This is a genomic window from Roseomonas sp. CCTCC AB2023176 (assembly GCF_042259275.1).
Lineage (GTDB): Bacteria > Pseudomonadota > Alphaproteobacteria > Acetobacterales > Acetobacteraceae > Roseomonas.
Genome location: NZ_CP170086.1, coordinates 334,976 through 353,315 on the forward strand (window position 1 = coordinate 334,976; position 18,340 = coordinate 353,315).

Annotated in this window: 17 protein-coding genes and 1 pseudogene; 5 read left to right on the top strand and 13 right to left on the bottom strand. The window is 72.9% G+C overall.

Annotation, left to right across the window (positions count from 1 at the left end):
* Nucleotides 1-7: 7 nt before the first annotated feature.
* The 11 genes and pseudogenes from ACE7GA_RS01535 to ACE7GA_RS01585 all read right to left on the bottom strand — a co-directional run bounded on the left by ACE7GA_RS01535 (nucleotide 8) and on the right by ACE7GA_RS01585 (nucleotide 10,615).
* Complete coding sequence (locus ACE7GA_RS01535; protein ID WP_376094647.1) at nucleotides 8-331, bottom strand: hypothetical protein; 324 nt, start codon at nucleotides 329-331, stop codon at nucleotides 8-10.
* A complete protein-coding gene (locus tag ACE7GA_RS01540; protein ID WP_376094650.1) occupies nucleotides 319-789 on the bottom strand; it encodes an alpha/beta hydrolase in 471 nt (156 codons plus the stop codon). The genes ACE7GA_RS01535 and ACE7GA_RS01540 overlap by 13 nt, the downstream gene beginning before the upstream one ends.
* The gene (locus ACE7GA_RS01545; RefSeq protein ID WP_376094653.1) at nucleotides 786-1,748 is read right to left on the bottom strand and encodes a Bug family tripartite tricarboxylate transporter substrate binding protein; all 963 of its coding nucleotides are present in this window, start codon (nucleotides 1,746-1,748) and stop codon (nucleotides 786-788) included. Before ACE7GA_RS01545 ends, ACE7GA_RS01540 begins: the two co-directional genes overlap by 4 nt.
* A 64-nt stretch (nucleotides 1,749-1,812) precedes the next feature.
* Nucleotides 1,813-3,213, bottom strand: a complete 1,401-nt coding sequence (locus ACE7GA_RS01550) for an FAD-binding oxidoreductase (protein WP_376094656.1) — start codon at nucleotides 3,211-3,213, stop codon at nucleotides 1,813-1,815.
* 30 nt (nucleotides 3,214-3,243) lie between these two features.
* A complete protein-coding gene (locus ACE7GA_RS01555) occupies nucleotides 3,244-3,873 on the bottom strand; it encodes a hypothetical protein (RefSeq protein ID WP_376094659.1) in 630 nt (209 codons plus the stop codon).
* A gap of 116 nt (nucleotides 3,874-3,989) precedes the next feature.
* Nucleotides 3,990-5,289, bottom strand: a pseudogene (locus tag ACE7GA_RS01560) (adenylosuccinate synthase).
* 4 nt (nucleotides 5,290-5,293) lie between these two features.
* Nucleotides 5,294-6,433, bottom strand: a complete 1,140-nt coding sequence (locus ACE7GA_RS01565) for an ATP phosphoribosyltransferase regulatory subunit (RefSeq protein WP_376094662.1) — start codon at nucleotides 6,431-6,433, stop codon at nucleotides 5,294-5,296.
* Between the two features lie 48 nt (nucleotides 6,434-6,481).
* Nucleotides 6,482-7,783 (bottom strand): erythromycin esterase family protein, encoded by a 1,302-nt coding sequence (locus tag ACE7GA_RS01570; RefSeq protein ID WP_376094665.1) that lies wholly within the window; start codon nucleotides 7,781-7,783, stop codon nucleotides 6,482-6,484.
* Nucleotides 7,767-8,234: a DUF2267 domain-containing protein gene (locus tag ACE7GA_RS01575; RefSeq protein WP_376094668.1), complete on the bottom strand. Its 468-nt coding sequence runs from the start codon at nucleotides 8,232-8,234 to the stop codon at nucleotides 7,767-7,769. The genes ACE7GA_RS01570 and ACE7GA_RS01575 overlap by 17 nt, the downstream gene beginning before the upstream one ends.
* A 60-nt stretch (nucleotides 8,235-8,294) precedes the next feature.
* On the bottom strand, nucleotides 8,295-9,893 hold the full coding sequence (locus ACE7GA_RS01580) for a cryptochrome/photolyase family protein (protein WP_376094671.1): 1,599 nt from the start codon (nucleotides 9,891-9,893) through the stop codon (nucleotides 8,295-8,297).
* On the bottom strand, nucleotides 9,893-10,615 hold the full coding sequence (locus ACE7GA_RS01585; RefSeq protein WP_376094674.1) for an SDR family NAD(P)-dependent oxidoreductase: 723 nt from the start codon (nucleotides 10,613-10,615) through the stop codon (nucleotides 9,893-9,895). Before ACE7GA_RS01585 ends, ACE7GA_RS01580 begins: the two co-directional genes overlap by 1 nt.
* Before the next feature lie 93 nt (nucleotides 10,616-10,708).
* Here ACE7GA_RS01585 and ACE7GA_RS01590 point away from each other — a divergent pair, with 93 nt between their 5' ends.
* The 3 genes from ACE7GA_RS01590 to ACE7GA_RS01600 all read left to right on the top strand — a co-directional run bounded on the left by ACE7GA_RS01590 (nucleotide 10,709) and on the right by ACE7GA_RS01600 (nucleotide 13,350).
* Entirely contained in the window at nucleotides 10,709-11,248 is a 540-nt protein-coding gene (locus ACE7GA_RS01590; protein ID WP_376094677.1) for a hypothetical protein, read from the top strand.
* Nucleotides 11,249-11,312: 64 nt separating this feature from the next.
* A complete protein-coding gene (locus ACE7GA_RS01595) occupies nucleotides 11,313-11,666 on the top strand; it encodes a tetratricopeptide repeat protein (protein ID WP_376094680.1) in 354 nt (117 codons plus the stop codon).
* 10 nt (nucleotides 11,667-11,676) lie between these two features.
* Nucleotides 11,677-13,350: a tetratricopeptide repeat protein gene (locus tag ACE7GA_RS01600; protein ID WP_376100560.1), complete on the top strand. Its 1,674-nt coding sequence runs from the start codon at nucleotides 11,677-11,679 to the stop codon at nucleotides 13,348-13,350.
* Between the two features lie 4 nt (nucleotides 13,351-13,354).
* On the opposite strand, the gene ACE7GA_RS01605 is transcribed toward ACE7GA_RS01600, so the two are convergent.
* Together ACE7GA_RS01605 and ACE7GA_RS01610 are read right to left on the bottom strand one after the other, a co-directional pair.
* Nucleotides 13,355-14,815 carry an MFS transporter gene (locus tag ACE7GA_RS01605; RefSeq protein ID WP_376094683.1) on the bottom strand — a complete coding sequence of 487 codons (1,461 nt, stop codon included), beginning with the start codon at nucleotides 14,813-14,815 and terminating at the stop codon, nucleotides 13,355-13,357.
* 127 nt (nucleotides 14,816-14,942) lie between these two features.
* A complete protein-coding gene (locus ACE7GA_RS01610; protein ID WP_376094686.1) occupies nucleotides 14,943-16,121 on the bottom strand; it encodes a phosphoserine transaminase in 1,179 nt (392 codons plus the stop codon).
* A gap of 144 nt (nucleotides 16,122-16,265) precedes the next feature.
* Here ACE7GA_RS01610 and ACE7GA_RS01615 point away from each other — a divergent pair, with 144 nt between their 5' ends.
* The gene (locus tag ACE7GA_RS01615) at nucleotides 16,266-17,291 is read left to right on the top strand and encodes an AI-2E family transporter (RefSeq protein ID WP_376094689.1); all 1,026 of its coding nucleotides are present in this window, start codon (nucleotides 16,266-16,268) and stop codon (nucleotides 17,289-17,291) included.
* 76 nt (nucleotides 17,292-17,367) lie between these two features.
* Complete coding sequence (locus tag ACE7GA_RS01620) at nucleotides 17,368-18,339, top strand: Bug family tripartite tricarboxylate transporter substrate binding protein (protein WP_376094692.1); 972 nt, start codon at nucleotides 17,368-17,370, stop codon at nucleotides 18,337-18,339.
* Nucleotide 18,340 lies beyond the last annotated feature (1 nt).

The following is an 18,340-nucleotide window of genomic DNA, read 5'->3' on the forward strand; positions in this document are numbered from 1 at the left end:
GGCCGGTTCAGGCCGGCAGGCGCCGCCCGATCCAGTCGGCGATCGCCCCGGCCGACGGGTCGCACCATTCGCCGAGCATGAGGCAGTGCGGCGCATCGGGCAGCAGCAGGTATTCGCCGCCGAGGAAGCGGGCGAGCGCGTCGTCCTGCCCGGGCGGGTGGCGCAGCCGGTCGTCCCGGCCGGCCTCCATCACCAGCACGGGGGCGGTCACATGCGCGGGGTCTGCCGTGACGAGGAGGGTGTAGCGTTCGTTCATGGCACGCGGGCTTTCCGGGCAGAGGCCGGCGAGCCAGGGGCGCAACACCGCCTCCGGCGGCGTCAGGCCGCCCATCCAGCGGGCGACGGCGTCGGCCTCCCCGGAGGCGGCAAGGGGGCGCCCTCCGGCACGGCGGGCACCGCGCCGACGCCCGGCAGGTTGCCCGGCGGCGACGGCGCGACGAGGACGAGGCCCGCGACGCGCGCGCCGAGGGTCGCGACGGCGACGAGCACGACGAGGGCACCGAGCGAGTGCCCGACCAGCACCGGCTGCCTCGGTAGCGAGGCTACGGCCGCCGCGACGTCGGCTGCGTAGTCGAGGATCCCCGTCTGCGGGTCGAGACCGCTGGATGCGAGCGCACCGTGGCCGCGCAGGTCCAGGGCGGCCGCGGGCACGCCCCGCGCGGCGAGCGCGTCGCGCCAACCGTCCCAGCACCCCGCGCCGTGATAGGCCCCGTGGACCAGCAGCACGGGCGGCGCGCTGCCCCAGGATGCGGGCAGGTGCAGAAAGCCCCGCCCCGCCGCAGCGCTCACTCTGGCTCGATCCCGGCGATGCGGACCCATTCGCGCCAGCGGGCGGTGTCGGCGGTCAGGAAGGCGCGGGACTCCTCCAGGCCCAGCGAACCGGGCGTCAGGCCCTGGCCGGCGAGAAGGGTCCGGACCTCTGGCTCGGCCACGGTGTCCGCCACGGCCGCGTTGGCGCGGGCGAGCAGGGCGGGCGGGGTTCCGGCCGGCGCGGCGAGGCCCATCCAGCCTTCCATGGCGAAGCCCGGCACCGTCTCCGCGACAGCCGGCAGGTCAGGCAGCCGCGGTTCGCGGCGGGGCGCGCTGAGCGCGATCGGCCGCACGCGGCTGCCCGCCTGCAGGGCGGGGGCGGCAGAGAGCGCATCGAGGAAGGCGAAGGCGATCTGCCCCTGCGGCAGGTCCGTGAGGATCTGCGTGACGTTCCGGTAGGACACGCCCTGCATCGCCGTGCCCGTCGCCTGCCGCAGCAGTTCCGCCGGGACGCGGGAGGAAGACGAATAGTAGCCGAAGAAGATGCCATCCCGCGTCTCGCGTGCCTTCGCGATCAGGTCCGCGACGCTCCGCATGGGGGAGTCGGCCGGGACAACGAGGATCGCAGGATAGGTCCCGAAGATCCCGACCATGTCGAAGTCGCGGATGGGGTCGTAGGGAAGACGGCGGAACAGGAAGGGGTTGGCGGCATGGGTCGAATTGGTCGCCAGGACGAAGTTATGCCCGTCGGCCGGCAGCGACTTCGCGGCGTCCGTCCCGATCACCGCGCCGGCGCCCGGGCGGTTGTCCACGACGACGGGCTGGCCGCGGCGCTCGAGGAACCGTCCGAAGACGCGGGCCGTGAAGTCGGCGCCGCCCCCGGGCGCGGAGGGGACGATGATGCGGACGGGCTTTGACGGCCAGGGCGCATCCTGCGCGCGGGCGGTCGTCGTGAGAGCCAGCCCTGCCAGGGCCGTGCGGCGCCCGATGCGGATCATGGTCGTTCCTCCGGTTCTTGCGGCGGAGGCTAGCGCGGGCCCCGCCGTTGCGGGAACCGGGCGGTCAGGGGATGACCGGCACGTAGGACGCCATCTTCCCCGGGTTCAGCAGCCCGTGCGGGTCCACCGACGCCTTGAAGCCGAGCTGGTCGCCCGGGACGCGCTTGTGGCGGCTGCCATCTTCCAGCGTGTTCACGTGGGGGTTGGCGACGGGGATGCCGGCGGCCTCGTGCGCCGCGATGATCTCGGCGAGGCGCGCGCGGGCCGCCGCATCATCGGCAGGCAGGCGGAGCAGGTGCGCGCCGTTCGCGGCGACCTCGCCCTCGTAGCGGATGAAGCAGAGGTGGATCGGCATCTCCCGCCCGCCGAAGTGGCGCCAGGACCATTCGACGGCCTCCAGCACGCGGCCCGGCGGGTTGAGGGTCTGCAGGTAGGTCAGCGACCGGTCCACCTTCCGCGCGTGCAGCGTCGTGTGGCCCCAGGCGCATTCGTAGACTGGCGTGGCGTCGGGGTCGGACTCCCGCTCCCGGCTGTTAGCCCATAGGGTCACGCGACCGCCGCGATCCGCGACCAGCGTGGCGAAGGCGGCCTCCATCTCGGGCGGCAGCATCGCGAGCAGCAGGTGCGCGCCGGGCGGCGCTGCCTCCTCTCCCAGCACGGGGGGCAGGCCGATCGCCGCCGTATCCTCCAGCACGTCGCAGAATTTCGGGCCCAGGTCGGAACGGGCGAGCGCATCGCCAGCCCGCGCGGCCGCCATGAAATCGGGGAAGGCGGCCACGGCATCGCGCCAGTCCCGATGCGGCGCGAGCGGGACCTCGACCTCCGTCACGATCCCCGTGCTGCCATAGGTGCGGTTGACGAGGTTGCAGTCCTCTCCGCGCAGTTCGAGGACGCGCGGCGTCTCCTCCACCGTGACCACACGGGCACCCCGCATGTTCCCGGGCTCGCGCAGCCCGCCCCATGGAAGCGAGCCGATGCCGCCGGAGCCGCCGCAGAAATAGCCGCCGATCGTCGCCATGCGCTTCGTCGAGGGGTGCATGCGGAGTTCGCCGCTAGCGGCGATCGCCGCGTCCTCCACCGCCATCATGCGGGCACCGGCCCCGGCCCGGGCGCCCCGCGCCGGATCGGCCCAGTGGACGCGGTCAAGCGCCGTCAGGTCCAGCAGCACGCCGCCCCGCTCCGGCACGCCCTGGCCGTAGGTGCCTGTCCCCGCCCCGCGGACCGTGACGGGGATGCGCAGGCGCGCGCAGGCCGCGGCGATGGCGATGACTTCCGCCTCGTCCCGCGGGCGCGCGACGATGTCGGCGGCCTTGTTCCGCAGGATGCGGTTCAGGATCGGGGAGAACCAGAAGAAATCGCGGGACCTCTGGCGCACCAGCGCCGGATCGTCCTCGAACGGAAGGCCGGGCAGCGCGGCGCGCAGCCCGGCGATGTCGTGCCGGTGGGTCGTGTGGCCGTCATCCATGGATGACGGCCATCCAAGCGGCGTGCCGCGTCAGGGCACCGTCATCGCGGAGATCTCGCACAGGTTCACCCGGCGACGCTCCTCCGCGGTGTTGTCCGCATACTCGATGCGGACGTCGTAGACGCAATCGCCCTGAGGCAGGCGGATGGCGAAGGTGCCGCCCGGCGGGATCACGGCGGTGCCGAGACGGTCCTCGCCCCAGTTGTTCTCGGTCGCGAGGGAGGCACGGACGACCTGGATCGTCTTGTTCGTGCGGTTCACGAGGTTGAAGGACGGGTTGCCCTGCGCGGTCGCGGCGGGCTGGCCGCCGCTCTTGCCGCCCTGGCCGCCGGCCTGGGGCTGCTGGTTGCCGAAGACGACCTCGCTCAGCGGGCAGGTGTTGATGCGGCGCCGCTCCTCGTTGCGGCCGGAGGCGTAGACGACGCGGATGTCGTTCTCGCACTGGCCGTTCGGCAGGCGGACGGCGAAGGTCTGGCCGTTCGCCAGGACGTTCGCGCCCAGCAGGTCCTGGCCCCAGGAGTTCACCTGGACGGAGGACACATAGATCTCGTTGATCGTCTCGCCGCTGCGGTTGACGAGGTTAAAGGACGGGTCGGTCTGCGCGACGGCAGGAACCGCGGGCAGCAGCAGCGCGAGGGCGAAGAGGGCGCGACGAAGCATCCTGTGTCGTCTCCTTGGAGGGTATCCGCAACATGCCGCCGGAACGGGGGGGCGGAAACTCACCGGGCCGTGAAGATTGGTCGCGTCGGTCGCGGGCCGGAGCCCGCGACCCGCTGTCAGCCGGCGAAGGGGTCGCTGACGACGATCGTGTCGTCCCGCTCCGGCGAGGTGGAGAGGAGGGCGACGGGGGCCTCGACCAGTTCCTCGATCCGGCGAACGTACTTCACCGCCTCGGCCGGCAGGTCGGCCCAGGACCGGGCGCCGCGGGTGGAGCCGGACCAGCCCTGCATCGTCTCGTAGACCGGCTCCGCCGCGGCCTGGGCGGCGGCGCCAGCCGGCATGCGGCGCATGACCTCCCCCCCCTGGGCCGCCGATCCGGTAGCTCGTGCAGACCTTCAGTTCGGGCAGGCCGTCGAGCACGTCCAACTTCGTGAGCACCAAGCCCCCGACGCCCCCGACCTTCACGGCCTGCCGCACCAGCACCGCGTCGAACCAGCCGCAGCGGCGGGGGCGGCCGGTGACGGTGCCGAACTCGTGGCCACGGCTGCCCAGCAGCTTGCCGGTGTCGTCGTGCAACTCGGTCGGGAAGGGCCCGGCGCCGACGCGCGTCGTATAGGCCTTGGCGATCCCCAGCACGCGCCCGATCGCGTCCGGTCCGATCCCGGCGCCCGCCGCCGCGTTGCCGGCGACGGTATTCGACGACGTCACGAAGGGATAGGTGCCGTGGTCGACGTCGAGCATCACGGCCTGCGCGCCCTCGAACAGCACGCGCTTGCCGTCGCGGCGCGCCTCGTCCAGGCGTTCCCACGCCGCTTCGGCGAAGGGCAAGAGCTTCGGCGCCAGTGCCGTCAACTCGTCCAGCAGCGCCTGCTTCGTGAACTCCTCCGCACCCAAGCCGCGCAGCAGCGTGTTGTGGTGCAGCAGCAGCTCGTCGAGCTTGCGCGACAGCGTCTCGGGCTCCGCCAAGTCGCACAGGCGGATGGCGCGGCGCGCCACCTTGTCCTCGTAGGCCGGGCCGATGCCACGGCCCGTGGTGCCGATCGCGTTTGCGCCCCGCGCCACCTCTCGCGCGCGGTCCAGCGCCGGGTGCAGCGGCAGGATCAGGGGCACGTTCTCGGCGATACGCAGGTTGTGGGGGCCGACCTCCAGCCCCTGCGCGCCGACGCGCGCGATCTCGTCCAGCAACGCCTTGGGGTCGAGCACCACGCCGTTGCCGATCACGCCGAGCTTGCCGCGCACGACCCCGGACGGCAGCAGGCTCAGCTTATAGGTCTGGTTCCCGACGACGAGGGTATGGCCCGCATTGTGCCCGCCCTGGAAGCGCACGACGATGTCGGCGCGGCTGGCGAGCCAGTCCACGACCTTGCCCTTGCCCTCGTCGCCCCATTGGGCGCCGATGACCGCCACGTTCGCCATGAGCCTAACCTTCGATGGGCACGGCGACGCCGCCGCGCAGTTCGTGGGTGCAGAGGAGGCCGGCCGCCGTGTCGGCCGGGGAGAGCGCGGCAATCGTGACGTCGCCCGCGCCGCGCAGCGTCGCCGCCGTCGTCGCGTCCGCGCCGAACGGCAGGAAGACGCGGCGCGGCTCCGGCGCAGGCGGCGCCGCACGCATCGCGGCGTCAGGATAGAGCGTCATGCCCGTGGCCGGTTCCTCGCCGGACAGATACCGGCCGCCGCGCGCCAATTCGCCGGTGCGGCCGGGCCCGTAGAGCGTGAAGGCCACGCCGACATGATACTGCAGGCCCCGGAACTCGACCGGGTCCAGCGTGATCCGCAGGTCGGGCACGCGGCGGCGGATGGCGGCGACGACCTCCGCGGCGTTGTCGGCGATGGCACGCGCGGCTTCGGGCAGCGCGACGTTGCGCAGCGCGGCCAGGGCGCCGTCGGCGGGGCCGGCAGCGGCCAGCAGGCCGGGCAGGAAGACCGCGGGCGGCCCCGCCTGCTCCGCCAGGCGCGCGACGGAGCCCGCATCCTTGCGGTCGAGCGCGCGGGCCAGGCGGCCCCTCGCCTCCCCGGCCAGCCCAGCGGCGTCCAGCAGCGCCGGCGACATCTGCGGCAGGGTGATGTCCAGCGCGACGTCGGTGATGCCAAGCGCCGCCAGGGCCTCCACGGCGACCGAGGCGACCTCGGCATCGGCCTCCGCGCTGTCCACGCCGACGACCTCGATGCCGGCCTGCGGGATCTGGCGGGAGGGGGCCAACGGCGTTCCCCGAACGCGCAGCACCTGCCCGGCATAGGAGAGCCGCAGGGGCCGCGGCGCATTTCGCAGCCGCGTCGCTGCGATCCGCGCGACCTGGGGCGTGATATCGGCACGCAGGCCCATCATGCGCTGCGACACGGGGTCCATCAGGCGGAAGGTCTGGTCCGCGACCGCGGCGCCCGAGCCGGCGAGCAGCCCCTCCTCGAACTCCAGCAGGGGCGGCTTCACGCGCTCGTAGCCGTGACCGGCAAAGGTCGCCATCATCGCCTCGACCAGGGCCGCCTCCCGCGCCGCCGCGGGGGGCAGCAGGTCGGCCAGGCCTGCGGGCAGCAGGGCGGGATTGAGGTTCGGGTCGCTCACGGGGCGCGTGAGTGCCAGCCGCGGCCACCCCCGGCAAGGGCGGCGGGGTCAGAAGCCCGTCGGGAAGGTCTCCTCCGCCCCCGGCCGCTCGGGCCCGGGCACCGGCGTGACGGCCGACGTCTCATCCAGCCAGATCCAGCCGTCGAACTGCCGGGGCAGCGCGGCCTCCATGTAGTGGCTCCAACGCTCCGTCTCGGGCCGGTAGATCACGCCGATGAAGCGCTCGAGCCGCGGCGCGGAGAGCCCATCCGGAACGTCGTCCCGCAAATCCAGCAGGAAGCGCGGCAAGCCGGTGTCGTGCATCACCCGCTCCACGCTGCCGGGGCGCGAGGGGTTCACGCGCTTGACCTCCGTCGGCCCGTCCCAGTCCGTCGCGCAGGTCACGTGACCCGCATGGGTGCCGAAGCCGATCAGGGCGGCCGCGCTGCCGAAGCGTTCGCGGCAGAGCTGGCCGAGGTTCAGCTCCCCGCGGGACCAGCCCATCTCCGTCGCCGCGGCATCGCCGATATGGGAGTTGTGCGCCCAGACCACCGCCTTCGCGCCGGGACCGCGGGATTCGAGCAGGGTGCAGAGCGTCTCGAACATGTGGCGGTCGCGGAGGTTCCAGCTCTCCGCGCCGCCCGCATACATCGCGCGGTAGTAGCCCTCCGCGTCGCGCACGAGCCGCGCGTTGGCGGTCGCGTCGAGGAACTCGTCGCCCTCGCCACCGTAGCTTCCGCGATGCTCCAGCATGTCGCGCAGGGTGCGGGCGACCGCGTCCTCGCATTTCGCGAGGGCCGTCGCACGCTGCGACCGTCCGTAGAGCTCCGGCCTCTCCGCGAACGGCGCGATGCAGCCGTAGCGTTCCCGCGCCACCGCGGCGGCCTCCGGGTCCACGCGGTCGAGGTAGTCGAGCACAGCCCGGATCGAGGCAGAGAGGTTATAGAGGTCGAGCCCGAAGAAACCGGCGCGCTCGCCCGGCGGATCGCCCTCGTTCCAGTCGCGCATCCCGCGCAGGAAGGCCGCGACCTCCGTGTTCCGCCACATCCAGGTCGGGAATCGGGCGAAGGGCGGGTCGGCGCCGTCCAGCCGCGGCAAGCCGCGGGCATAGCGATCCAGCACGGCGGCGTCGGGCCAGTCGGCCTCGACGGCGACGATGCGGAACCCGTGCCGCTCGATCAGGCGCTGGGTGATGGCGGCGCGGGCGCGGTAGAACTCGGCGGTGCCGTGGCTGGCCTCGCCCAGCAGGACGACGCGGGCGTCGGCATAGCGGTCCACCGCAGCGGCGAAGGCCGGGTCGTCCAGTTCGGGCAGCGGCACCGCGGCGGCGGCCACGGCGCGCGAGAGGTCGGCGTCAGGTCCGCCGGTCATGGTCGCTGCCCGGGAACGCGACGGCGGCCACGCCGAGCCAGAGGTCCTGGACGGGCGCCGGCAGGGCATTCACGATCTTTCCGACCTGCCCCGGATCCATCCGGTGCGACAGGACGCGGAAGACGGCACGGGTGGCATCGACGGGCCGCACAGCCTCCACACCCGGCATCGCCTCCGCGACATTGGCGAGGAAGCCGTCCAGGTTGCGGTCCTTCCGCGGCATGTCCGTGGGGTCGAAGCCTTCGTAGTAGAGGCCGCGGACGATCAGCGGCAGCTGCGCGCCGGCATGGGCCGCGAGCTCGACCGGCAAACGGTCCCGGAGCGCGCGCAGCACGGCGCCGAGGGCGCGCCAGGCAACGGGCCGGCCGGGGCCGATCGCCGCCTCGATCTCATCGAGCCATTGATTCGTGACGTTGATCGTCTTGTCGAAGGTATCGAGGCCGGTGCTCACGCACGCCTCCCGCGCAGGGACCCTCGGGAACGCTGCCCCGGCTTCGGGGGTTGCCGCCCCTCAGATCAACAGCGGCTCTGCCGCCTGGGGCTTCGCTTCGGGTGGTGCTGCCGCGTCGCCGCGCCATTCGGCCAGCAGCGACGCCGCGCGCGTCCGGATCGCCGCGACGCGCTTCGGATCCATCCGCTCCAGCGTACGGACGATCGGCGTCATGCGGGGGTTGGCGGCGAAGCGGTCGCGATGGCGCGCGACGAAGTCCCAGTACAGCGCGTTGAAGGGGCAGCCGCGCTCGCCGGTGGCGTCCTTCACGTCGTAGCGGCAGCCACGGCAATAGTCGCTCATGCGGTTGATATAGGCGCCGGAGGCCGCGTAGGGCTTCGACGCCATCAGGCCGCCATCCGCGTGGATCGCCATGCCGTGCGTGTTCGGCAGCTCCACCCATTCGAAGGCGTCGGCATAGACGACCATGTACCAGTCGTTGACCTCCGCCGGCGCGAAGCCGGCGATCAGGGCAAGGTTGCCGGTGACCATCAGCCGCTGGATGTGGTGGGCGTAGGCGTGGTCCCGCGTCTGCGCGACGACCTGGGAGACGCAGTTCATCCGCGTCTCGCCGGACCAATAGAACCACGGGAGCGGTTCGGTCGCTTCCAGCGCGTTCAGGCGGGCATAGCCCGGCATCTTCAGCCAGTAGATGCCGCGGATGTATTCGCGCCAGCCCAGCACCTGGCGGATGAAGCCTTCCGCCGCCGAGAGCGGGACGCGCCCCGCGGCATAGGCGGCCTCGGCGGCGCGCACGACCTCCAGCGGCGTCAGCAGGCCGATGTTGAGGCTCGTCGAGACCATGGCGTGATAGAGGAAGGGCTCGCCCGTCACCATGACGTCCTGGTGCGCGCCGAAGCCGGGCAGGCGGGCGATGACGAAGTCGGTGAGGGCAAGCCGGGCTTCTTCGGCCGTCACGGGCCAGGCGAAGGCGTCGAGCGTGCCGAAATGCTCGGAAAAGCGCTCCGCGACGAGCGTCATCACCGTGCGCGTGGTCTCGTCCGGGGCGAAGATCGCGCGGGGTGGCGTCGTCGGGCGGCCGCGCAGCGGTTCCCGGTTCTCGCGGTCGTAGTTCCACTGCCCCCCGACGGGCGCGCCGTCCGGTTCCAGCAGGACGCCGTGCATGCGGCGCATCTCGCGGTAGAAGAATTCCATCCTCAGTTGCTTCCGCCCAGCCGCCCAGTCGCGGAACCAGCCGAGGGAGCAGAGGAAGCGGTCATCCTCCAGCAGGTCCACGGGCACGCCGCAGGCGTCGGCCCAGCCTTGCATGTCCTCCAGCAGCCGCCATTCGCCTGGCTTCGTGACGACGACGCGGTCCGGCGACAGGTCGCGGACGGCGCGCGCGACCTCGCCGCCGAGCGTGCCGGTGTTGTCGGGATCGTCCAGATGCACGTAGCGCACGCGAATGCCCTTCGCGCGCAACGCCTCGGCGAAGTGACGCATCGCCGAGAGGACGAGGACGATCTTCTGCTTGTGGTGGCGGACATAGGTGCATTCGGTCACAACCTCGGCCAGCAGCACCGTGTCACGCGCCGGGTCCAACCCGCGCAGCGCCGCAACCTCCGGCGTCAACTGGTCGCCGAGGACCAGCCGCAGCGCGCCCTTCTGCCTCCCCGCCATCAGCCCTTGCCCGGGATCGCGGCGCGTCCGCCATCGACGCCGAGGACTTGGCCGGTGATCCAACCCGCGGCGTCGGAGAGGAGGAAGTCGGCGGCCGCCGCGGCATCCTCTGCCTCGCCGAGGCGGGGGATCGGGTGGGTCTTCGCGATGGCCTCGGCCATGGCGGGCGACTTCGTCATGGGTTCTGCAATCCGCGTGCGGGTCAGGGAGGGAGCGACGGCGTTGACGCGCACTTTCGGGGCGAGTTCGGCGGCGAGCGAGACGACCAGGCCCTCGACCGCCGCCTTCGCACTGCCGATCGCCGCGTGGTTGCCGAAGCCGTGGCGCGCCGCGACCGAGGAGAAGAGCACGGCGGAACCGCGGCCGGAGGCCGCGAGGGCCGGCGCCGCGGCCCCGATCGCCAGCGCCGCGCCCACGACGTTCAGGCGGAAGGTCTCCACCATGTCGGCCTCGGTGATGCGCGCGATGGGCTTGAGGAGGATGGAGCCGACGGCGTAGGCGAGGCCATCCAGTTCGGGCCCGGCCTGCGCCACCGCCGCGCGCAGCGCCGCCCCGTCCAGCGCATCGGCCACGGCGAAGCCCGCGCCGAGCTCCCCGGCCAGCGCAGCCAGCCGTCCCTCATCCCGCGCGATCAGGAAGGGCGTGCCGCCCCGCGCCTTCACCCGCCGCGCCAGCGCGGCCCCGATGCCGCCCGTCGCGCCGATGACCACCGTCGCCGCCACCCGCTTCTCCTTTGCGTGATGATATCCAAGTGGTGGGGGTCGGCGAATGCGGAAGATGCGACGCTTGGCCCCGCACCGCGTTGGGAGACGATGATGACCCGCAAGGCCCCCTTCCCCCTCTCCCTCCTGTTGCCGGTGCTGCTCGCGGCCTGTGGCACGCAGGATCCGCTCTATCGGATCGGCGTAGCGGATTACGGCCGCGGCCTCGCGCTGGAGGCGCCCTTCGTCTACGGCCGGACGGACACGCTCGCCGGCGATCCGTTGCGCGCCGCCCGCGCCGCCCGGGACGTCGAGGGCTTTGCCTACCTGCTGGAGAGCGATCCGCTTTGGCAGACCACGCGGAACGGCACCCTTCAGCCGCAGATGCAGATCGCGCGGCGGGAACTGCGTGCGGCCCTCGGCATGCCCGATGCGGTACCGAGCGACGTCGCCGCCGCCCGCTTCGGCGCGGCCCTGGAAGCGCTTGCGGCGAACAACCTGCCCGCGGCGCGCGACGTGCTGACGCCGCTGGCCGGCCCCGGGACGCTGGACCGGCTTTCGGCCCTGCCCCGCCTCCGGCGGGTGGAGGAAGCGGCGGCGGCGATGGCGGCCGAGGCCTCCCAGTCGCGCAACCCGGGAAGCGGGCGGGGCTGAGGTCGGCCGCCGACCGAAGCTGGGCTTCAGGAGGCGTTAACCGCGGCCGGCGCAGGCTGCCGCGATGCGCCCCAGGAAGTGGAACGCTCGCCTCGACGCCGCCCGGGCGCTGCACCGGGCCGGCGATGCCGCCGGTGCCGAACCGGTCTACCGGGCGCTGCTCCGGCGCGACCCGCGCGACCCCGACGCGCTGCACCTCCTGGGGCTGGTCAGGGCCGTGGCGGGCGACCACGCCGAGGCCGCGGCGCTGTTCCGGCGCGCGGTCGGGGTGCGGCCGGACGACGGCTCGTCTTGGAACAACCTCGGCAACGCCCTGCTCTGCATCGGCGATCCGGCCGAAGCGCGGGGGCCTTCGAGCGCGCCTTATCTCTCCGCCCCGGACTGCTGGACGCGCGGATCGGCCGCGCCAACGCCCTGACCGCCGAGGGCTGGCCGGGGAAGCGCTCGCGGCGCTCGATGCGATCCTCGCGGACGGCGAAGACGCCGCGCCGATCCACCTCGCTCGGGGCTGTGCGCTGCGCGACCTCCGGCGCCATCCCGAGGCCGTGCTTGCCTTCGATGCGGCGATCGCCGCGGATCCGACGAGCGTCCCGGCACACCTCAACCGCGCCTCCGCGCTGTCGGACCTGGGGCGCGACGCCGAGGCCCTGACCGAGGCCCTGATCGCCGAGGCGATCCGACCGGATCATCCGCCGGCGCTCGTCGCGCAGGGCGTCTTCCTCCGCCTGCTCGGACAGCCGGGGGAGGCGCTCCGCCCACTGGAACGGGTGCTGGCGGCCGTCCCGGACCATGCCGTCGCGCGGCTCACCAAGGCGGCCTGCCTGTCGGATCTCGGGCGGCAGGCGGAGGCCATGGCGATCGCCGACGGGCTGCTCGGCGAGGACGCGGAGCGCCATCGGGCGATCATCCTCCACCGCATGGGGCGGCATGTGGAGGCCGCCGCCGCGATGCCGTGTCCCACGAAGGCGGAGGGCTGGAACGTCCGGGCGCGGGCGCTGACGGAGCTCGGCCGCTTGGAGGAAGCGCTGGAGTGCCTGGATCGGCTCGGCGCCGAGGCAGGCGGCAACCCCAACCTGCCCTACAACCGGGGCATCGCGCTGCGCGGCCTGAACCGGCACGGGGAGGCGATCGCGGCCTTCGCGGAGGCCCGGCGCCTCGACCCCGCCTTCGCCGAAGCCGAGTGGAACGAGTCGTTGTCCCGCCTGGCCCTCGGCGACTTCGCGGCAGGGCTGCCGGCCTACGAGGCGCGCTGGCGGCGGCGGAACCATCCGGGCCCGCGCCATGCCGCGGCCCCGGTGTGGCGCGGCGAGGACCTCGCGGGCCGTACGCTCCTCCTGCACGCGGAACAGGGGCTGGGGGACACGATCCAGATGGTCCGTTACGTGCCCTTGGCTGCGGCGCGGGGGGCGCGGGTGGTCGTCGAGGTGCAGCGGCCGCTGCTGCCGCTCCTGCGGGACCTGCCCGGCGCGGCGCAGGTCATCGCGACGGGCGATCCCGTGCCGCCCCACGACGTGCAGTGCCCGATCATGTCGCTTCCCCTGGCCTTCGGCACCCGGCGCGACACGATCCCGGCGGCTATCCCCTACGTCGCGGCGGATCCGGCCCGTGTGGCGGCCTGGGACCGTGAGCTTCCGCGCGGCCCGCTCCGCCTCGGCCTCGTCTGCTCGGGCAACCCGGACCACGCCGCGGATCGGGAGCGGTCGGTACCGCTCGCGGCCTTCGCGCCGCTGCTCGGCCCGGGCGTCGCGGCGTTCCTCGTCCAGACCGACCTGCGCGAGGCCGACGCGGACGTGCTGGCCGCGGAGGGGCGGATCACACCCCTGCGCGAGCGCCTGACGAGCTTCACGGAGACCGCGGCGGTGCTCTCGGCGCTCGACCTCGTCGTCGCGGTGGATACGTCGGTCGCGCATCTCGCCGGCGCGCTCGGGCGGCCCGTGCACCTGCTGCTGCCGCATCTGGCGGATTGGCGCTGGATGCTCGATCGGGCGGACAGCCCCTGGTACCCGACGATGCGGCTGCACCGCCGCGGGCGCGGGGAGGGCTGGGGCGACGTGATCGCCCGCGTCGCGGCGGAGGTCCTGCCCGCCCGTCTCGCGGCCTGACGCGTCAGGCGCCCACCCGCTCCTCCTTGTGGAGGGAGAGCGGGGAGGCAACGTCCTCGAGCGACTTGCCCTCGGCCGCGAAGCCCAGGCGCCACTCCGTGGCGGCGGCGGCGAGCATCAGCGCGGCGCCCAGCAGGTAGCCGTACATGATGTGGTACCGGTCCCCACCTTCGATCAGCCAGCCGAACAGGGCGGGGCCGATCACGCCGCCCACCCCCGTGCCGATCGCGTAGAACAGCGCGATCCCCATGGCCCGCATCTCCAGCGGGAAGGATTCGCCGACGGTCAGGTAGGCGGCGGAGGCCGCGGCGGAGGCGAAGAAGAAGATCACCGTCCAGGCCGCGGTCTGCTGCCAGGCAGAGAGCAGTCCCGCGGCGAAGGCCCAGCCGGTGAAGGCCATCAGGATGCCCGCCACCGCGTAGGTCAGCGTGATCATGGTCCGCCGCCCCACCGTGTCGAAGAGCCGCCCGAGCAGCAGCGGCCCCGCGAGGTTCCCCGCCGCGAAGGGCAGCATGAACCAGCCGATGTGCTGGTTCTCCACCCCGTAGAAGCGCGTCAGGATCAGGGCGTAGGTGAAGAAGACCGCGTTGTACGCGAACGCCTGCGTGGACATGAGCACCAGGCCGAGCCAGGCACGCTCCGGATAGGTGCGGAAGAGCGTCGTCGCGACCTCGCCGAGGGTCGTGTGGGTGCGGCCGACCAGGCGGATGGGCTTGCCCGTGACGGGCGGCAAAGGCCCGCGCTCCGCCGCGACGCGAGCCTCGATGTCCGACACGATCTGCTCCGCCTCCTCGGGCCGGCCATGCGTCATCAGCCAGCGCGGGCTCTCCGACAGGAACTGGCGCATGAGCAGGATGACGAGCGACAGCGCGCCGCCGACGCCGAAGGCCAGCCGCCAGCCCAGGTGCGGGTCGATGATGGCGGGGTCGAGCAGGACGATGGACGCGGCCGCCCCCATCGCCGCGCCGAACCAGAACGTCCCGTTGACGCAGAGGTCCACGGTCCCGCGCCAGCGCGCGGGGATCAACTCCTGGATCGTCGAGTTCACCGCGGCGTATTCACCGCCGATGCCCGCGCCGGTGAAGAAGCGGCAGAGCATGAAGATCCAGACGTTCGGGGCGAAAGCCGTCGCGATCGTCGCGATGAGGTAGACGAGGACGGTGATGGTGAAGAGCTTCTTCCGCCCCAGCCGGTCCGTCAGCCAGCCGAAGAACAGCGCGCCGCACACGGCGCCGAGGAGATAGGCCGAGGCGGTCAGCCCCACCTCCGTCTCGCTCAGCTTCAGCGTGTCGCGGATCGCGCCGGCGAGCGAGCCGACGATCGTCACCTCAAGCCCGTCGAGGACCCAGGTCACCCCCAGCGCGACCACGACGAGCCAGTGAAAGCGCGACCAGGGAAGGCGGTCCAGGCGATGAGGGATCTTGGTCTCGAAGGGCGTCGGCGAGGAAGGGGCCGGGGCCGCCATCGGGATCTCCGGGTCGTTGCGGATGGCAAAGTCCGCAACGGCCCGAAGGTTCCATCGGGCCGAGCCGAAGGCGCCGGGCCGGCGTCAGCGGGTCAGCATCGCCCCCATGACCGGACGCCGCGCGGCGTCAGGCCGCAGCCTTCCGATGCTGCGCGGCCACCTGCGCGAAGGCCCAGTCGAGCCAGGGCAGCAGGGCCCGGATGTCGGAGGTCTCGACCGTCGCGCCGCCCCAGATGCGGAGCCCCGGCGGGGCGTCGCGGTAGGCGCCGATATCGTAGGCGGCGCCCTCCTCCTCGAGCAGCGCGGCGAGCGACGCGGCCGCCGCGGTCTGCCCCGCGGCGTCCAGCGCCGTGAACCAGGGCGCGACGATCCGCAGGCAGATGGAGGTGCAGGATCGCGTGGCCGGCTCCTCCGCCAGGAATGCCGCCCAGCCGCTGCGCGACACCCATTCCGCGACGGCCGTGAGGTTCGCCTCGGACCGCGCGATCAGGCCCCGGAGCCCCCCCAACGATTCCGCCCAGCGCAGCCCGTCCAGCGCGTCCTCGACGCAAAGCATGGAAGGGGTATTGATCGTGTCGCCGGCGAAGAGGCCTTCGATCACCTTCCCGCCTTTCGTCAGCCGGAAGATCTTCGGCAGCGGGTGGGGCGGGGTGAAGCCTTCCAGCCGTGCCACCGCGCGCGGGGAGAGCGCGAGCATCCCGTGCGCCGCCTCCCCGCCGAGAACCTTCTGCCAGGACCAGGTCACGACATCCAACCGGTCCCAGGGCAGGTCCATCGCGAAGGCGGCGCTCGTTGCGTCGCAGATCGCCAGCCCCTCGCGGTCCGGCGCGAGGAAGGTCGCGTCGGGCAGCCGCACGCCGGCGGTCGTGCCGTTCCAGACGAAGACCTGGTCATGCGCCGGGCTCACGGCCGACAGGTCGGGCAACCGGCCATAGGGGGCGTCCAGCAGCCGGACGTCCTTCAGCCGCAACTGGGTCGCGATGTCCGTCGCCCATTCCTTGCTGAAGGACTCCCAGACCAGCACGTCCACCGGACGCGGGCCCAGGAGCGACCACAGCGCCATCTCCACGGCGCCGGTGTCGGAACCCGGGACGATGCCGAGGCGCCAGTCGGCGGGCATGCCAAGCACGGCCCTGGAGCGCGTGATCACCTCGGCCAGCGCGGCCTTGGGTGCCTTCGCGCGGTGGGACCGGCCGAGACGGGCGCCCTCCAGAGCGGCGAGCGACCAACCCGGCCGCTTGGCGCAGGGCCCCGAGGAGAAGTGCGGGTTCGCCGGGCGCAGCACCGGTTTCGCGGCTGCCGTCATGTCCTTCTCCGTCCGCACGCGGGGGCGCTCCTCGGGGAGCACGACCGGGGCGAAGGCTTGCGCCGTCGATTCCGTGTCGGCAACCCCTGGGACTGCAACCCGTGGCGCGGCAACCCTTGGCCGCGGCGATCCGTTGCGCTTCCGATGCAACGCTCCACCCTGACACTCCTGACCCTCCTCGGCGCCTTCGCGCTCCTGATCTGGCTGGCGCCGGTCGCCGTGCTGACCGGCTTCGGCGGCATCCTCACCGCCGTCGCCCTCCGGTCCCTGGCCCTGCCGATCGCCCGCCGGACGCCGCTAAACGAGGCGACCTCCGTCCTGGCCGTCAGCCTGCTGATCCTGCTGCTGGCAGCCGCCGGCGTCTGGCTCGCGGCGGAGGCGCTGATGGAGGAGGCCCGGCAATTCGCGCAGCGGCTGCCGGAAGCCTGGCAGGCGGCCTCGACCCGGCTGCGCGACCTGCCCGGCGGCGCGTGGATCATCGAACAAATCCCGAGCGCCGGGGAACTGGGGGACGCCGCCGGCGGGGCCGCCCGGACGGCCCTCGCGGGCCTGTCCGGCGCGCTTGGCGGGCTCGGGACCTTCGTACTGATCCTGCTTCTCGGCGTCTATCTCGCGGCCGACCCCGCGACCTACCGGCGCGGCCTCCTCAGGCTCCTGGCACCCTCCCTTCGGCTCCGCGCAGCGCGGACCCTCTACGCGACGGCGGACACGCTGCGGGGATGGCTGCTTGGCCAAGCCTTCGCGATGATGGTGACGGGGATGCTGACCTTCCTCGGCCTCTGGCTTCTCGGCGTGCCACTCGCGGGGCTGCTCGCCGTCCTCAGCGCCCTCTTCGGCTTCGTGCCTTATGTCGGGCCCATCGTCGGCGGCGTGCCGGCGGTCCTCATCGCGCTGGGGCAGGACCCGTCGCTCGTGCCCTGGGTAGTCGGGCTCGTGCTGCTGGTCCAGAACGTCGAGGGCAACATCCTGACGCCCCTCGTGCAGCAGCGCAGCGCGGACATCCCCCCTGCCCTCCTGCTCGGCGCGCAGCTCCTCTTCGGCGGGGGTCTGGGCATCCTCGGTGTCGTGCTCGCGGCACCGGTGGCGGCGGCCTTGGTGACCGCCGTTCGCGTCGGCTACGTGGAGGCCTGGGTGGAACCGCCGGACGAGGAACCCGCGCCGACCGGCTGAGGCGGCGCGGGATGGCCCACCTCTTGCTCACCTCGTTCTTACGTCGTCGCCGCACCGTCGCCGGAGGACATGCCCCATGCCGACCCGCCGCACCGCCCTGACCCTCGGGCTCGCCCCGCTCGCAGCGCCCGCGCTGGCCCAGGCGCCCTGGCCGAACAAGCCGGTCACGATGGTCGTGCCGTACGGTGCCGGCGGGAACGTGGACGGGGTGGCGCGGGTGGTCGCGGCCTCGCTTTCGACCCGCCTGGGTCAGCAGGTCGTCGTGGAGAACGTGACGGGCGCCGGCGGCGTGATCGGCACCGACCGGTTCCTACGCGCGGCGCCGGATGGCTACACCCTGATGCTCGGCGTCGAGAGCAACGTGATGGTCGCGCCGCTCGTCTCCCCGAATACGGCCCGCTACGCGCTGACCGACTTCGCCCCGATCGCGCTGCTCGCGACGCAGCCACTGACGATCGCGACGCGGCCCGACCTGCCGGCGAACGACCTGGACGGCTTCCTGGCCTGGGGGCGTCAGCAGCCGAACCCCATCACCTACGCGACCTCGGGGATTGGAACGTCGTTGCACGTTCTGGGGGAGATGATCCGCCAGGCGACGAACCTCCAGATGGAACACGTGCCCTACCGGGTCGGGGCGAACATCCTGGCGGACCTAGCGGCCTCGCGCATCGACCTCGCGATCCTGCCGACGCCCTCCGTCGCGCCGTTCTTCCGGGAGGGGCGGATCAAGATCATCGGCGTGTCGTCCCGCACGCCGGACCCGGCGATCCCGCAGGTGCCGCCCATGCCGCTGAACCCGGCCTTCGCGAGCGCGGAGATGATCGTCTGGCAGGGCCTGTTCGGGCATCCGCGAACGGACGCCGCGATCCTGTCGCGGCTCTCGCGGGAGTGCCAGGAACTCGGGAGGGAACCCGCCGTCCTCACACGTTACGAGGCGCTCGGCGTCACCCGTGCCGATCTGACGGACGGCGCGTTCGCGCGGTTCCTTCAGGGGGAGTCGGAACGCTTCGCGGCGGTCGTCAGGACTGGGAACATCCGGGCCGAATAGC

Excerpts from the sequence above, each read along its gene's own strand:
- ACE7GA_RS01535 (WP_376094647.1), bottom strand. The coding sequence starts at position 331 with ATGGGCGGCCTGACGCCGCCGGAGGCGGTGTTGCGCCCCTGGCTCGCC.
- ACE7GA_RS01545 (WP_376094653.1), bottom strand. The coding sequence starts at position 1,748 with ATGATCCGCATCGGGCGCCGCACGGCCCTGGCAGGGCTGGCTCTCACG.
- ACE7GA_RS01550 (WP_376094656.1), bottom strand. The coding sequence starts at position 3,213 with ATGGATGACGGCCACACGACCCACCGGCACGACATCGCCGGGCTGCGC.
- ACE7GA_RS01555 (WP_376094659.1), bottom strand. The coding sequence starts at position 3,873 with ATGCTTCGTCGCGCCCTCTTCGCCCTCGCGCTGCTGCTGCCCGCGGTT.
- ACE7GA_RS01570 (WP_376094665.1), bottom strand. The coding sequence starts at position 7,783 with ATGACCGGCGGACCTGACGCCGACCTCTCGCGCGCCGTGGCCGCCGCC.
- ACE7GA_RS01580 (WP_376094671.1), bottom strand. The coding sequence starts at position 9,893 with ATGGCGGGGAGGCAGAAGGGCGCGCTGCGGCTGGTCCTCGGCGACCAG.
- ACE7GA_RS01590 (WP_376094677.1), top strand. The coding sequence starts at position 10,709 with ATGACCCGCAAGGCCCCCTTCCCCCTCTCCCTCCTGTTGCCGGTGCTG.
- ACE7GA_RS01595 (WP_376094680.1), top strand. The coding sequence starts at position 11,313 with ATGCGCCCCAGGAAGTGGAACGCTCGCCTCGACGCCGCCCGGGCGCTG.
- ACE7GA_RS01605 (WP_376094683.1), bottom strand. The coding sequence starts at position 14,815 with ATGGCGGCCCCGGCCCCTTCCTCGCCGACGCCCTTCGAGACCAAGATC.
- ACE7GA_RS01610 (WP_376094686.1), bottom strand. The coding sequence starts at position 16,121 with ATGACGGCAGCCGCGAAACCGGTGCTGCGCCCGGCGAACCCGCACTTC.
- ACE7GA_RS01615 (WP_376094689.1), top strand. The coding sequence starts at position 16,266 with ATGCAACGCTCCACCCTGACACTCCTGACCCTCCTCGGCGCCTTCGCG.
- ACE7GA_RS01620 (WP_376094692.1), top strand. The coding sequence starts at position 17,368 with ATGCCGACCCGCCGCACCGCCCTGACCCTCGGGCTCGCCCCGCTCGCA.